The sequence below is a fragment of the Bacillus sp. FJAT-27225 genome, from assembly GCF_001685025.1.
Classification (GTDB): Bacteria; Bacillota; Bacilli; order Bacillales; family Cytobacillaceae; genus Bacillus_D.
Genome location: NZ_MAYU01000025.1, coordinates 26415 through 41798 on the forward strand (window position 1 = coordinate 26415; position 15384 = coordinate 41798).

The 15384-nt window shown below is 39.5% G+C and carries 11 protein-coding genes; 5 read left to right on the top strand and 6 right to left on the bottom strand.

Annotation, left to right across the window (positions count from 1 at the left end; all coding sequences use genetic code 11):
* Nucleotides 1-91: 91 nt before the first annotated feature.
* The 6 genes from A8F94_RS22725 to A8F94_RS22750 form a co-directional block, all read right to left on the bottom strand.
* On the bottom strand, nucleotides 92-865 hold the full coding sequence (locus A8F94_RS22725; RefSeq protein WP_139070171.1) for a putative hydro-lyase: 774 nt from the start codon (nucleotides 863-865) through the stop codon (nucleotides 92-94).
* A 41-nt stretch (nucleotides 866-906) separates the two neighbouring features.
* Nucleotides 907-2100, bottom strand: coding sequence for an NRAMP family divalent metal transporter (locus A8F94_RS22730; protein WP_066206176.1), 1194 nt, complete (start codon nucleotides 2098-2100; stop codon nucleotides 907-909).
* 35 nt (nucleotides 2101-2135) lie between these two features.
* Nucleotides 2136-2915 (bottom strand): LamB/YcsF family protein, encoded by a 780-nt coding sequence (locus A8F94_RS22735; protein ID WP_066206181.1) that lies wholly within the window; start codon nucleotides 2913-2915, stop codon nucleotides 2136-2138.
* A 13-nt stretch (nucleotides 2916-2928) separates the two neighbouring features.
* Nucleotides 2929-3930 (bottom strand): biotin-dependent carboxyltransferase family protein, encoded by a 1002-nt coding sequence (locus A8F94_RS22740; protein WP_066206184.1) that lies wholly within the window; start codon nucleotides 3928-3930, stop codon nucleotides 2929-2931.
* Nucleotides 3927-4658, bottom strand: coding sequence for a 5-oxoprolinase subunit PxpB (pxpB, locus tag A8F94_RS22745; RefSeq protein ID WP_066206187.1), 732 nt, complete (start codon nucleotides 4656-4658; stop codon nucleotides 3927-3929). The genes A8F94_RS22740 and pxpB overlap by 4 nt, the downstream gene beginning before the upstream one ends.
* Before the next feature lie 317 nt (nucleotides 4659-4975).
* A complete protein-coding gene (locus A8F94_RS22750) occupies nucleotides 4976-5815 on the bottom strand; it encodes an LCP family protein (protein ID WP_368072811.1) in 840 nt (279 codons plus the stop codon).
* A 627-nt stretch (nucleotides 5816-6442) separates the two neighbouring features.
* Here A8F94_RS22750 and A8F94_RS22755 point away from each other — a divergent pair.
* From A8F94_RS22755 to A8F94_RS22775, 5 genes are all read left to right on the top strand, one after another.
* Nucleotides 6443-10282, top strand: a complete 3840-nt coding sequence (locus A8F94_RS22755; RefSeq protein WP_066206193.1) for a carbohydrate binding domain-containing protein — start codon at nucleotides 6443-6445, stop codon at nucleotides 10280-10282.
* 481 nt (nucleotides 10283-10763) lie between these two features.
* Nucleotides 10764-12494 carry a sensor histidine kinase gene (locus tag A8F94_RS22760; protein ID WP_066206196.1) on the top strand — a complete coding sequence of 577 codons (1731 nt, stop codon included), beginning with the start codon at nucleotides 10764-10766 and terminating at the stop codon, nucleotides 12492-12494.
* A gap of 5 nt (nucleotides 12495-12499) precedes the next feature.
* Nucleotides 12500-13222 (top strand): response regulator transcription factor, encoded by a 723-nt coding sequence (locus tag A8F94_RS22765; protein WP_077247874.1) that lies wholly within the window; start codon nucleotides 12500-12502, stop codon nucleotides 13220-13222.
* A 91-nt stretch (nucleotides 13223-13313) separates the two neighbouring features.
* Entirely contained in the window at nucleotides 13314-14615 is a 1302-nt protein-coding gene (locus tag A8F94_RS22770; RefSeq protein ID WP_066206198.1) for an ABC transporter substrate-binding protein, read from the top strand.
* 66 nt (nucleotides 14616-14681) lie between these two features.
* Nucleotides 14682-15368: a hypothetical protein gene (locus tag A8F94_RS22775; RefSeq protein WP_066206200.1), complete on the top strand. Its 687-nt coding sequence runs from the start codon at nucleotides 14682-14684 to the stop codon at nucleotides 15366-15368.
* Nucleotides 15369-15384 lie beyond the last annotated feature (16 nt).

Consider the following 15384-nt stretch of genomic DNA (forward strand, 5'->3'; position numbering starts at 1 on the left):
CCCTTATTGTAGAAATTCCAGTGATAAAGAAAACACCCGGCGGGTCTTTTTCTTCATTCGACTGAAAGTAGCCGGTTTTCAAGTACAAAATCTAAAGTACACTAAACTGTTCATTTTTCAGGTCAGTTACAAACATATGGCCAGGGGCATGTGTAATCATAATCTCTGGTTTCATATGCATGGCAACAGCTTGCGGAGTTACGCCACATGCCCAAAAGACCGGAATCTCTCCATCCTTTATCGTGACGCTGTCACCGAAATCTGGAGAATGGATATCCTCAATGCCGATGGCAGCCGGATTGCCGATATGAATAGGGGCTCCATGGACAGAAGGGAACCTGCTTGTGACCTGAATTGCTCGAATGGCATCCTTTTCGGTCATCGGTCGCATGCTGACAACCGTGGGGCCTTCAAATCTGCCCGCTTTTACGGTTGGAATGTTTGTCTTGTACATGGGAACATTCCGTCTTTCTTCCATATGGCGTATTGGGATTCCATTTTTCAAAAGGGCTTCTTCAAACGTAAAGCTGCAACCGATTAGAAAACCGACCATATAATCATCCCATAGGGCTGATACGTCTGTTAATTCTTCAGTAAAGACTCCATTTCGATAGACGCGGTATTTCGGTATATCGGTCCTCAAGTCAGCATCAGGAGCTGAAAGGGCTGGGACCCCGGATCCTGGCATCGTGACATCGATGATGGGGCAAGGCTTCGGGTTCCTTTGGCAAAACAAGAGAAATTCAAACGCTAAATCCTTTGGAAGCACAGCCAGATTTGCCTGGATATAACCGTGAGCTAAACCGGAAGTAGGTTTTACCCACTCGTTTGCACGGATTTTTTCGCGTATTGCTTGTGGGGCCATCATTCCTATTGTGCTTTGCATAAAAGAACCTCGTTTCCTACTTATTTAAATAGCTGAGGGATTCCGTTTACGAGTGAATATCCCCCCATAATCGCCATTGCAATGACGATGACAACTCCAAAAATCGTCATCCAGAGAGGTTGTTTATAGTCGCCAACGATTTTTGGCCTGTAGGCAGCGACCAGCATGACACCTAATGCAATAGGTAAAATAAGTCCATTAATGGATCCAACGAGTACAAGAATTTTAACAGGTCTTCCAATAATTACGAAAACAAGGGTAGAAATCGCAATAAAGGCGACGATTGTCCATTTATTATATTTATTGACTGTCTTGCTTAACGTCTGGATGAACGATACGGACGTATAAGCAGCACCGACAACAGAGGTAACGGCAGCAGCCCACATAACCACACCGAATATTTTGTAGCCGACATTTCCTGCGGCCAGTTTAAACACAGAGGCTGGGGGATTGGCAGGATCAATCGCAAGACCCTGGGCTACTATTCCTAAGGCTGCAAGGAATAGAAAAATCCTCATAATTGAGGCGATACCAATCGCACTCACTGCACTTTTGGTTACTTCTGGCAATGATTCTTTTCCTTTTATTCCTGCATCAAGCAAGCGGTGACCTCCGGCAAACGTAATATAGCCTCCTACAGTTCCGCCGACAAGGGTGACAATCGCAAGGAGATCAATTTTATCAGGAGCAAAAGTCTTTACAACCGCTTCTCCAACAGGGGGCTGGGCTGTAAACATCACATAAACAGTAAGGGCAATCATGACAAACCCCATTATCTGGGCGAAACGGTCCATGGCTTTCCCGGCTTCACGAACTAGGAAAATACCAATCGCAATGATCCCGCTGAGAAGAGCTCCCATTTCTGTTGACCAGCCAAATAGAACATTTACACCAAGTCCTGCACCGGCAATATTTCCAATGTTAAAAGCAAGTCCTCCGGCAACAATGAGAGCCGCCAGGAAATAACCGAGGCCGGGAAGAACATCATTGGCAATATCCTGGGCGCGCTTTCCTGAAATAGCTATGATTCTCCATATATTCATCTGGGCCCCAATATCAATAATAATGGAAATTAAAATGACAAATCCGAAGCTTGCTAGAAGGGATTGTGTAAAAACTGTTGTCTGAGTAAGGAACCCTGGGCCAATTGCTGAAGTTGCCATTAGGAACGCGGCACCCATTAAAATACTGGCAGTTGATTTTTTGTTCTCCATATGTACCCCCTAAATGTATTGGCCTGATAGCAGGCCTAATTTATCTTATTTAAAAAACTTCCTATTGAGGCAATTGTAATACCATTTTCCTTTAATGCTGAGGTGATATACTTGGCAAAATCGAGAGCGCTTTCACCATCGCCGTGAATGCAGACCGTATCAGCCTTTATCGAAATATCGGAACCTTGCTGGGAAGTCACCAACCCCTCCTTTACCATACGGACCACCTGGCTGACTGCAGTTTCATGGTCCTTGATAAGAGCATCCGGTTCACGCCTTGATGTTAAGGAACCATCTTCCTGATAGGTGCGATCGGAAAAGACTTCACTGGCCGTCCGAAGGCCTAGTCTATGCCCGGCTTTTACTAGTTCACTACCTGCCAGGCCGAAAAAGACCAGCTCGGGATTGACCTTGTACACAGCCTCAGCAATGGCCTCTGCAAGTCCAGCATTTTTTGCAGCCATGTTAAAGAGTGCACCATGAGGTTTAACATGCTGAATTTTTCCTCCTTCCGCTTTTACAAACGCACTAAGGGCTCCGATTTGGTAGACCACCAAGTCGTATGCTTCCTGAGGGGAGATGTTCATTTCTCTTCTCCCGAATCCAACAAGGTCCGGAAGACCAGGATGAACGCCGATTCCGACGTTTTTCTCAATGGCTAGTTTTACAGTTTTCCTCATCGTTGCAGGATCGCCGGCATGAAATCCGCAGGCAATGTTTGCGGACGTCACATAATCGAGAATTTTCCTATCCCTTCCAAGTGTGTATGTACCGAAGCTTTCTCCCATGTCACAGTTAATATCAACAATTGCCATTTGCTTGTTCCTCCTATTTGAATTTTAAATTAATACCACTTTTGAGCTGCTTTAGGTTTTCCTCTCTTTCAAGGAAAAGACGCTGAGCTTCTTCGTGAGTCACATGTTTAAAGGTGATGTAATCCCCAGGCTTTGCTTGGGCAATCAAGAGTAAATCGACAGAAGCAATTTGTCCAATTTTCGGATAGCCACCTGTCGTTTGCCGGTCAGCCAGCAATACTATCGGGTTTCCTTCAGCAGGAACCTGGATGGAGCCAAAACTGACGGCCTCCGAGATTAGTTCCTGTGGAACCTCAAGACGTAAAACTGGACCTTTAATTCGGTATCCCATTCGATCTGATTGTGGGGAAACTTCAAACCTCTCACTGAAAATCTTTCGTTTGCTTTCCTCATCGAACAGGTGATACTGCTTGCCTTTGATGACGCGGATCGGCATGTCTCTTCGGTGAATCGGAATTAAATTTGATGTTATCGACCAATCCATTTCGGCAAAAGGCTTATTCCCGGTTTGACCAGCTAAATATTCGATCATAGCTGTCGAAAGGCCTCCAGGAGTGGCAAATTTTATAACATCTCCCGGTTGTAAAGCACGACCTTCATACCCTCCAATTCCGGCCCTTAAGTAGGTGGATTTACTGTTCATAACTTCCTGGACCGTTATACCTCCAGCCACTGCCAGATATACCCGAGTTCCGGTTACCGCAGGTCCAAATCGAAGTTCACTGCCTTTTTTCACAAAGATAGTACGCCATGTTCTCACCGGTTGGCGATTAATAGTAGGGGAAAGGTCTCCTCCACAAATAGAGATCAAGCAATCCATACCAATTCGTAAAACTGGTCCGAGCAGAGTTATTTCGAGAGTAGGTTCGTTATCCTTGTTGCCTACCAGTATATTAGCAACCCGGTGAGCTAATTGGTCCATTACTCCGCTGGCTATCACTCCATATTTTTGGTATCCAAATCGGCCCATATCCTGAACACTTGTAAGGAGTCCCGGTTTCACCACGGTAATCATGATGGATCTCCTCCAAGACTTTTGTATTCTTCAATGCTAATCGGAATAAATTTAATTTTATCGCCGGCTCTCAAGAGGGTGGGCGGATCGTCCTCAGGCCGGAACAGCTCTATCGGTGTGCGGCCTATCAATTGCCAGCCACCCGGCGTTTCAATCGGATATACCCCTGTTTGTTTGCCAGCGATTCCGACAGTTCTCGGAGGGATTTTTAATCTTGGGCTATTTCTTCGTGGCGTGGCTATTTTTTCTGACATGCCCCCGATAAAAGGAAAACCTGGAGCAAAGCCAATCATAAAAACCGTGTAGTCACCAGTTGAATGGATGTGAATCACTTCTTCTTGGGAAAGACTGTTATGCTCTGCGACAAAAGGGAGATCCGGGCCCATTTCCCCACCATAGCAAACCGGAATTTCAACAGTCCGCTGCATTGTTTCTTTGGTTGGGGAAATTTTTTCTACTAATTTTTTTAGTTGTATACAGACGATATCATATGGCAATTTGGATAGCCCTCTAAACTTATAGATAACTTCAAACGGGTCGTAAAACACTGTGACAGTTGTGAAGGCGGGTATGTATTCAATCATCCAGGATTCCATGTTTCTGTCCAGTAACGAGGTAACGAGTTGGACCTTTTGCTGGGTTTCTTCGTTAATATCATCTCCAAGCTCTATGACGACTGCCTGGTCTCCTAAAGGATGGAAAATAAAAGGTAGTTTTTCTTTCTTCATTCTTATTTCTCCTCAAACTATCGTAATATTCGGATATATTAAATTTTAAGAATAGTATAACACTAAAATATTATACATCAATGGTTAAACATATATAATATGATAACGTTTTCAATTGTGCTTTTCCTTGAAAGTATAAGGACTTAGGACAGTATTTGCCTTAGTGTTTTTTTAGGAAAAGAAAGAACCCAATCAATACCGCCAAATATACATAATTTAACCGCACGGAAATTTTCTCGCGTGCGGTTTTTTCTTTTTAAAATTTTATATTAGGTTTTAAATGTAACCAACATTTTTAGGATCGAGAGAGAGGGTAATTAAGGCTTACTATTTTCTTCTCTTAAAAAAGTAGTAAGAATTGCTTTATTTTGTTCAAAGTCTACTTCTAAGACTTCCCCAATTTCTTCATGGCGTACATTTGTACAGCTGCCATCTTCGGGAATTCGCAGTGTTTTCATTTCTCCACTTTCATTTGTCAGAACGTCTTTTCCCATCGTCAAAAGTGTGGGGGTATCAATATCGGTATCGATGTATGTACCTAAAAGTCCTAAGAGATCGGGAAGCTTTGCGACACTATGTATACTAACGGCTTCATCCTTTAATTTTGTGATGACTTCTTGCTGTCTTTGTACCCGGCCGAAGTCACTTAGGCGATCTTGACGGAAACGAACATATCCTAACAGTTCTTTGCCATGAAGTTGTTGATACCCTTTCTCTAACACCATTCCGTTACCAATGGGCATCTCATATGGAATATCTACTCCAATTCCACCAGGCGCGAGAAGGTCGACAGCTTTTTCGAAGCCTTCAAAGTTTGCAATCGCATAATGATGAATATCCAGGCCAAAATTTAATTGAATGGTCTCCCTTAATAATTCAGGTCCTCCGTATGTATAAGCAGCATTTAATTTATGCTTTCCATGTCCAGGTATGGATACGTACATATCCCGCATGAGCGAAATTAGTTTTATCTCTTGAGTTTTTGGATTATAGTGTCCTACCATTATAGTATCGGTTCTTGATTGTTTTTCTCCCCTGGAGTCACTTCCCAGTAAAAGGACATTTACTGCATCTGTTTTTCTTTTTTCCCCTGAAAATGAATGAGTTGCTTCAGCTTTTTTAAATGGTTGATTAACCTTTTTTATCGTTCCCTCTATGTACTAAACGATCGTAAAAAAGACAGATGCCTAATAGAAGAGGATGATAGATACCGTCAACGAGTTATTCTTCCAAGAGAATTTTGCCTAAGGCTCTGCAAACCAAACGGCTCCATCAGAAATAAATTTATTTTATGTCTATCAAACTCATTCAAGGATAATCTTGAAGATATATGCCCTCCTTCTTGAAAGAATACTCCCCTATTTTCTAGGGAGAATTTATCTCCTCCTGCCTCACTGGCAGAATCCCCATCGTCTATGTTGTCTGCCCTGCTTAATTTTTCTGCTTTGCCTACTCAAAAAATTCATATCAGGTTGTCTCCGTAATGGAAGGCAAGTTCAATTTTATTCACATGACACCTTAAGGCAGTTAGTAATTTTCGAGAATTCATTACATCATTCCTGCTACTTCTTACCTAATTTATTTATGGTCATATTCCCGTCAGTATGAATTAGCAGGAATTTAGAGCATTGAGGAGAAAACTAGAAGGGCGAGACCACGAACTGGTGAGCAGCCGCTATATTTGGTTGAGGACTTAGTACTATGTTCTGTTCAGTAAGCCGTTCTAATGAGGGGAGAGTTTTGCAGGTCATACCATCGAGTCATAAAAAATGGGGAGGTCAATAATGAAGAAACAAAAATTGAAAAGACAGTTTATCCTTTATTTCTGTTTTACACTTGTTTTCAGTTTATTTGGTCCTTATACAGTATCAAACTCACAAATAATAGAAAACAGTGCTATGCCTGGAGCAGTTTTGAACGGCAGTTTTGAGGAGACCGTAATTCCTGGTTGGGGCCTTGTTACGAATAATTCACTTACAAGTATAGCTGTCAGTAAAGATAGGGCTCATTCAGGAACCCAAAGCTTACATTTCAAAGATGCAAATAACAGCACTAGCGGTGGCAATTTACAAATGGCAAGTGAAAAAATACCTGTTAATCCAGGGCAATCTTATATCGCGAAAGCATTTGTAAACGTTGTTAATCAAACTCATAGTATTGGGTACGAGGTTCATTATTTCAATAATGAAAATAATAAGGTTGGAACAGCAACATTTATTAACTTTCAGGCAGCAGCCTTGGGAACAAACCAATGGACTGAACTCAGTGTGCCGTTCACAGTTCCGGATGGGGCAACAAAGGTTGAGCTTCGATTTAATTCAGGAAATCCTTCTCTAACTGAAGCTTACTTTGATGATGTGAAAATTGTGAAGGCTTCGGATTCTACAGAAACACTACCGGAAAATGCATCTTTTGAAGCGGAAGTGGTGTATCCAGGTTGGAGTCTCGTAACCAAGAATTCATCCACAAGTATCGCATTCAGCGGAGAAAAAGCCAGAACCGGAAATAAAAGCTTATATTTTCTAGATGAAAATAGCAATAACCCGGGAGGCAATTTACAGGTAACCAGTGAAAAGGTTTCTGTTACAGCTGGAGAGTCTTATATCGCGAAAGCATTTGTAAATGTTGTCAGGCAATCACATAGTATTGGTTTTGAGGTTCATTATTACAACGCTGAAAACCAAAGAGTAGGCCAAGCTACCTTTATTAACTTTGGCTCAGCTGTTTTGGGAACAAACAAATGGACTGAAATTCAGGTTCCTTTTGAGGTTCCTGATGGTACAGCCAAGGTCGAATTGCGATTTAACTCTGGCCATCCTTCCATTACTGAAGCGTATTTTGATGATGTAACAATTGAAGGCACATCTGTTGAAGAACCTCCAACAGAAGATATTAACAAAGACGTGGTGAATCCAGGCTTTGAAGAGAAAGTAACAGATGGCAATATTACAGGTTGGAAATCAGAATTTGAAGGACCAGGTATTCAAGTTAGTACAGAACGGGCTCGTACAGGAGTGCAAAGCTTACACTTGCATGATACAACAGATAAAGCGGGTGTCAGTGTTTTAAGTGATAAAATCGCCGTTGAGCCTGGTGCCTCCTATTTATTGACCGTTTATTCCAATGTCATCAGCCAGACGCATAATGTTGTAACCGAAATTCGATATTTTGATAAAGACAATAAGAAAATTACTGACCATCGTGAACTTAACGGCAACCTGCCGAAAAATGAGTGGATTGATTTAAAGGTATTTAGTGTCGTTCCAGAAAATGCAGCATATGCAAAACTGGCATTCTATTCTGGCGGGATTAGTTTCACAGAAGTATATTTTGACGATGTTACGTTCAAAAAGGTAACAGATGATTCCCAATTAGACCGCGAATATGCCGAACCTATTAACCTTGGAGAAATGGTCCATGTCCAATTAGGCCAAGCAGGAGCTATTCAAAAAAATAGTCTGGGTGAGAATGAAGTATACTATCATTCAAACGGACATCCCGGAACTTTCTCGGTATTGGACGCCGAAACGGGGAAACTTAAATTTTCTAAAGTAATTGATAACACAGAAGCTGTATGGGCCATAACCATCGGACCTGATAAGAATGTGTACTTTGCGGGTACTTCTGATGGGAAATTATATCGTTATGTTCCGGAACGGAAAGTTGTCGAAGACCTCGGAGCCAATCCTTCCGCTGCTTGGGTTTGGGATCTTGAAGCGACAAAAGATGGCAAGATTTATGGTGCCACATACCCAGCCGGAGGTGTTTTCGAATATGATATCAACACAGGAGAATTCAGAGACTTTGGCAGTGTCACGGACCAGGAGTACGTACGCGGATTAGCTGTTGATGGGGATTATATTTACGCAGGGACCGGGACAACGAAGCATCTGTATAAAATTAATCGCCATACAGGTGATAAAGAGGAACTTATCATCGAAGGGCACTCAGGTGAAAATGGTTTTATCCAGGATGTTTGGGTTGTGAATGGGAAGCTTCTCGTTGCAGTTTCAACTATCAATATGCTCGTCATTAATCCAGAGACAATGGAAGTTGAAGGTTCGTTCGGGTTTAGCAATATGATTTCTGAACCTGATCCAAACCAGCCAAATATGATTTATTACAAAAATGGAACACAATTTTATAAATACGATCTCAATACAAACGTAGAAACGTTAATCACGGGGCTTCCAGTTCTTCCGGATACACCACGGGTAAAGGATATGGCCTGGCTTACGTTATCTACTGGCGAAACAGTATTGGCCATGGTGACGCAATATGGCGAATATATGCTCTATCATCCAGAAACGAATGAGCTGTCGTTTGTCATGCTAGACCTGGCTGCAACAGCTGTAGCTATTCAATCACTTGAAACTGGTCCAGACGGAAAGTTATATATGGGCGGCTATCAGCGTGGCATGAGTGTGTATAATCCATTCTCCGATGAAATCGAAGTGAATATTTCTTCGTTTGCCCAACCAGAAGGAATTGGATTCATGAACGATACCGTTTATTTTGGAACATATGTAGGAGCTATTATGTACAGCTATGATCCAACACAGCCAGTAGATTTAAATAGCAATCCAAAGCTTGAATATGATATTAAAGATGAACAAGACCGTCCTTTTGCCATCACATCAGGTGAAAATAAGCTATTTGTTGGAACTATCCCTGATTATGGAGTTTTAGGTGGAGCCCTAGCTATCTATGATTCTGAAACAGATGAATGGTCACAGCAACGTAATGTTGTTCAAGATCAAAGTATTATTAGCCTGGCCTACCACGATGGAAAGCTATTTGGTGGAACATCTGTCTGGGGTGGATTAGGAATTAATCCAAAGGCCGAAGAGGCAAAAATCTTTGTTTGGGATGTTGAAAAGGGCGAAAAAATCACGGAATTCACACCTGAAATTCCGGGTATTGATACAGCACCACGAATGATTGGTGATTTATCAATCGGACCAGATGGATTTTTATGGGGTGCTGTTGAGGGGACAATCTTCAAAATGAATCCTGAAACCTATGAAGTTGTTGATAGTAAAGTCATACGGCCAAGTTTATATAATAGCAGTAAATGGTTTCCTTATCGCCTTAAGTGGGGACCGGATGGCATGCTCTATACAACTTTATCACGCAGTCTGATTGTGATTGATCCAAAAACATTAGATTACAAAGTTCTTGTTGAGGATTTCATGAACAGCATGACCGTCGGGGTTGATGGAAGCATCTATTACGCACTTGGAAGTGAGCTTTACAAAATTCCTGTACCGGAAACAGACGCAACCTTACGATCGATTAACATTAATGGTAAAGAAATTGAAGACTTCCACCCAGGTAAATTAAACTACACCATGAATGCTGCCCCAACTGAAAATATAGTAGTGGAGCTGAGTCAACTCGGTGCAAATATTGAACTCGTGCACGGTTCCGAGAATACAAAAATTATTGTAACCGGAACTGATGGTATCTCCACGTTAACCTATACAATCACCTGGGCGGATCAACTATGCAAGCCAGGGAAACCTACCAAACCTGGTAAACCTGAAAATCCAGGCAAACCTTGTATGCCAAATAAGCCAGGCAAACCAGAAAATCCAGGTAGGCCTCAAAATCCTGGAAAATGATGCTTAAAAAAATATAGTGCTCCAATGATACGAAAAAGGTTTTCTGCTCACCACAGAAAACCTTTCTTCACTTTTAAATAATTCTTAAAACCTTCCTCAATAGAATTAGCATTCGCATGTAATGTCTTTTTGACCAATTCATCGAGACTGCTCTAATCGAAAAGGAAAGAAAACAGAACAAGGAGATTCTAAGAGGAAGAAACAACAAGTTGTGCATAAGGACACTAGATGCGAGAGTACTAAATGAATTGGCTGAAGGAATAGTATGGAAGTAGGACTTATCGAAGATTTTGTTACGATTGTAGAGCCGGAAAGTCACCCCTTGAAACGGGACAATCAGGAATGAAAAAAGTAGCAGTGGTACTACAGCCTATCAATCTGTTGAGAATAAGACTCCTGTAAAAATTATGTTAATCATAATGTGAACCAAGGATTTCCTTGGTTCCTTGCTTTACATGGATAATGACAAGGAGTTCAAAACATGAAATTAAGGAATAAAATATTTATCACGTTTACAAGTCTCGTGCTGATTCTCCTTATTACTGTGGGAATAGCTGTTCACAAAACGTTTAAGTCGTCCAGTAACAAAGAAGTTGTAAAGAGGACAGAGAATTCGATTATACAACTAGGGTATAATTTAGATTTAATGATGGAGGATGCTTCAAGGTCTACACTTTCTATTTTGTATAATCGAGACCTTATAAATATATTAAGAGAATATGATAGTGATTCAACTACCATTTACAAAAAGGCAATACATATTAAAACGCTTTCTTTATTTTTATCCAGCGTTACCTTTAATAAGGACCAAGTGTATGGAATTCACATTTTCACGGAAAATGGACAGGTTTTTAGTAACCTAGGTGATTCATTATTAACGGATAATTTTCAACTAGAAGAGCAGGAATGGTTTCAAAAAGTGAAAAAACAAAAAGGAGGATGGATTACTTACTTCGATAAAAGCCCCAACTACTATATAAAAAGTAATGGAGAATTTTTAAGTTATATACGTTTACTCAGGGACCCGAGTGATCAAGGGGAGCTTGGAGTGATTCGAATAGACTTTTCTCCATCTTATTTAGAGGAAATCACTGCACAATTTAATAATGAATATTGGCAAATTCTAACCTCTGATAATGAACCCTTAATAGGAAATCAAAATTCAGCTGATTTTTCCGACTGTCAAACAAATTATAGCTGGGTTCAAGAGGAAAGTAGTGGTGACCGCTATATATGTGTAACAAATACATCTAAAAAAACAGGAATGAAAATTGTTAATTTTATTTCTGAGGACTCCTTATATAAGGAAGTTGAAGAATTTGATCGTTTCTTATTACTCTTATTAGGTATTTGTATCCTGATTTCCTTGCCTATTTCCTATTATATGGCGAATTATTTATTGAAGCCATTTGACATTTTGAAAAATAAAATACTATTATTTCAGTCTAAAAGTCAATCGGCTAATGATTCTCTGGATGAAATCTCTGAACTGGGTGTTGCATATGATGGAATGTTGTCTGAGATCGAGTATCTAGTTGAAAAGGTATATGAGATTAACCAACGTAATGCGGAAGCGGAGTTCAAAGCTCTACAATCCCAGATGGATCCACATTTTCTTTTCAATACATTGGAATCAATTAATATGAAAGCAATCCAACATGATCAGTTTGAAATCTCAGACATGATTGTGGAATTAGGGAAACTACTTCGTTTCCGATTAAGAAATGAAGAGCAAGAAATCCCCTTGCAGGAAGAAATCATCTTTACGAAAACCTATATTAATATCATGAAAAATCGATTAGAGGACAACCTTGAAGTATATTGGGAGGTTGACGAAAGGGTTTTAGATTATCCCGTTCCGAAATATATCATCCAACCTCTCATTGAAAATGCAATACATCATGGCTATATAGATCATACCAATGCTCTAAAAATCTATATTAACATTAAAGGCAATCAGAATTCCCTAAACATTTCAGTACGTGATAATGGAGTGGGAATCAGGGATGAGAGATTAGCATCAATCAAGAAGGCTTTAACAGAAGGAGTCTCTATCATGGATAATGAAACGTGGCAGAAAAAAAGTAGTAGTAGTATTGCTCTTGTAAATATTAACAACCGATTGCAGCTCATTTACGGGAGAAATAGCAGATTAGAAATTACATCATTACCAGGAAAGGGTACGAACGTCTATATTGAAATTAACAGATAAATGGGGTGACGATTATTACTAATGTTCTAGTAGTTGATGACGAAAAGACAATCAGAAAAGGGATAAAGAAATTATTAGAAGAAGTAATCACTGGTTACAACGTTTTATGGGAAGCATCAAATGGTTCCGAAGCCCTTGAAATATTAAATATAGAAGTTCCTGACATCATCATAACAGATATCAGGATGCCGAATATGAATGGCATTGACTTTATCCGCTGTTCAAAAGAGAAGTTCCCTTTAACCCCAATTATTGTGTTAAGCGGCTATGATGATTTTATCTATGTGAGAGATGCGCTAAAACTAGGAGTGAAGGATTATTTATTAAAACCAATCTCTAGAAGTGACCTTGCTAATATTCTTCTTAGCATTGATCATTCGAATAAAGAGAATCAAATGTCTATTCAAGTCGGTGAATCCGCATATATACGGCAGATTAAAGATTTAATTGAAAAAAATCTAAATGCTGATCTAACTCTACAATTCATCTCTCAAACCCTTAATCTTCATCCCAATTATATAAGTCAATTATTCAGTCAAGAAACTAAAATTCGTCTATCTGAATACATAACTCAACGACGAATTGAGAAGTCAAAAGAATTACTGATAAAAACAAACTTGAAAATTATTGATATTTCCCAATTAGTCGGATATGCACATTCAAAGAATTTTGCGACTGTCTTTAAAAAAGTGGTAGGTACAACTCCACAACGTTTCCGAAAAATATAAAATCTTAAGATTACAAACCAATTCTTAATATTCAGTAATTTTAAAGCGCTTTCATAAATGGTATTTTTAATTGTAAGAAAGGGGGAGTAAGATGAAGAAATACTTATTAATAATTGTTGCCCTTGGCATCTTGCTGTTAGCAGCATGTAGTAATGAGAAACAAAGTAGTAATAGTCCTGATGATGACGGTGACATAGGGAAAAAGGAGCAGGTTGACTTAACGTTTACTATTTGGGGAAATGAACAACATGCTGAAATGTACAACAATTTATTAAAAGGATTTTATGAGAAAAACCCGCATATTAAAGTGAAAATCGAAAGCATTCCTTTCCCGGATTATCAACAAAAAATGTCAGTCTTGGCAGCAGGAAATGAATTGCCGGATGTTGGTTGGGTTTCAGAACAAATGGTTCCTCAATTTATGGAAAATAAGATCCTATCTGATATTTCAGACTTTGAAAAAGATGCAGATTTCAATATGGAGGATTTTACCCCTTCCACATTAGAGTTATGGAAAAAGGACGGGAAATTATATGGTTTACCTTTTTCTACTCCACCTATGATTATGTACTTCAACAAAACAATGTTTGAAGAAGCGGGACTAGAGACTCCTTTAGAATTGGCAAAGAAAAATCAATGGACATGGGAAAAATTTGAGGAAACTGCCAAAGAGATCTCTAAAGGAAAAGGCGCAGATCGTAATTATGGTGCAAGGTTTTATGTGGACTGGGCGAACTTTTCAGCAATTCCTTCTCATACCTTCTCCTATGGCGGCTCAATGTTTTCTGACGATATGAAGGAATTTACTTGGAATTCCGAACAAGGAATCGAAACATTTGAATTGTTAAATCGCATGCTTTTTGAAGATAAATCACATGTACCACCAGGAGAGAATACTAACTTTGAAAGTGGAAAGGTTGCAATGTTTACGGGGATGTATAGTTATATGGCAAATGTACGGCCTATAACAGATTTTAAATGGGATATTGCACCAATGCCATCAGGACCAAATGGCAGTAAACCATTACTTGGTCAAGCTGGTATCGTTGCTTTCCAAGGTAGTAAACATCCAAAAGAAGCAAAAGAATTATTGAAATTTATTGAAAGTCAAGAAGGTATTCAAGCTCAGTCAACTTTCTTCGTACCTCCTAGAAAGAGCGTACTAGAATCGGATGCATTTATTAATGTTCCTAATAATCCACCAAAAGAGTCTATTCAAATTGCAATGATTGACACAATGAATAATGGCTACTTTTACCCATTACACAAGGATTGGACGAAGATTGAAAGTGAAATTACGAAGGGCTTTGATATGCTATTTTCGCAAATGGCCAAACCTGAAGAAATACTAAAACAAATGGAAAGCAATATTCAACCAATACTAGATCAATAATAGAGTTTTAGAATAAAAGGAGCGGTTGTTTATTCCGTTCCTTTTATTCTTAAAAGGAGCTATTAAATGCATACATCCTTTAAAGAGTTACTATCTAGTGAAAATATGTCAATTATTGTGAGTCTTCCTGAAAACCGAGTTGATCTTGCACGTGCAGCTGTGCGTGCAGGAGCGGATGCTCTTAAATTCCATATTAATGTTACACATCGTGCTAGTGGAAATCATTTTAAAGGGATTGAACACTATGTAGATGTTTTTAAGGAGATCAGAGAGGAATTTTCAGGTCCAATGGGTATTGTTTTAGGCGGTACTATCGAAAAAGTAGTCCATTCAGATGCGCAAAAATTAAAAGAAATAGGATTTAGCTACTATTCGTTATATCCAACGCATATTGGATCGAAAACATTACTCCAAACAGATTTGCAGCACACCGTTGCTATTAATGAGGAATTTACACTAGAAATGGTAAAAGCACTTAATTCCTTTCCTATTGATGCAATTGAGCTGTCAATTGTAAAAAAAGATGACTACGGCCGAGCTTTGAATCTCAAAGATTTAGTTATATATAAAGCGATAAGGGATTGTACAACACTTCCTTTAATTGTCCCATCACAAAAAAGGCTTATTCTAGAGGATTTGAAAGTGCTTAAAGAAATTGGGATCAACGCTGTCATGATGGGCGTTGCCACAACTGGATATACACCAACATCGATTTACGAATCCATTTCCCTCTTTACGAAAAATCGAAAGTAAAAGCGGGGATGTAAAG

What these genes read in the sequence shown, in the direction of transcription:
- A8F94_RS22775 (WP_066206200.1), top strand. Translation starts at nt 14,682, where the DNA reads ATGCATACATCCTTTAAAGAGTTACTATCTAGTGAAAATATGTCAATT.
- A8F94_RS22760 (WP_066206196.1), top strand. Translation starts at nt 10,764, where the DNA reads ATGAAATTAAGGAATAAAATATTTATCACGTTTACAAGTCTCGTGCTG.
- A8F94_RS22755 (WP_066206193.1), top strand. Translation starts at nt 6,443, where the DNA reads ATGAAGAAACAAAAATTGAAAAGACAGTTTATCCTTTATTTCTGTTTT.
- A8F94_RS22730 (WP_066206176.1), bottom strand. Translation starts at nt 2,100, where the DNA reads ATGGAGAACAAAAAATCAACTGCCAGTATTTTAATGGGTGCCGCGTTC.
- pxpB (WP_066206187.1), bottom strand. Translation starts at nt 4,658, where the DNA reads ATGAAGAAAGAAAAACTACCTTTTATTTTCCATCCTTTAGGAGACCAG.
- A8F94_RS22725 (WP_139070171.1), bottom strand. Translation starts at nt 865, where the DNA reads ATGGCCCCACAAGCAATACGCGAAAAAATCCGTGCAAACGAGTGGGTA.
- A8F94_RS22770 (WP_066206198.1), top strand. Translation starts at nt 13,314, where the DNA reads ATGAAGAAATACTTATTAATAATTGTTGCCCTTGGCATCTTGCTGTTA.
- A8F94_RS22735 (WP_066206181.1), bottom strand. Translation starts at nt 2,915, where the DNA reads ATGGCAATTGTTGATATTAACTGTGACATGGGAGAAAGCTTCGGTACA.
- A8F94_RS22740 (WP_066206184.1), bottom strand. Translation starts at nt 3,930, where the DNA reads ATGATTACCGTGGTGAAACCGGGACTCCTTACAAGTGTTCAGGATATG.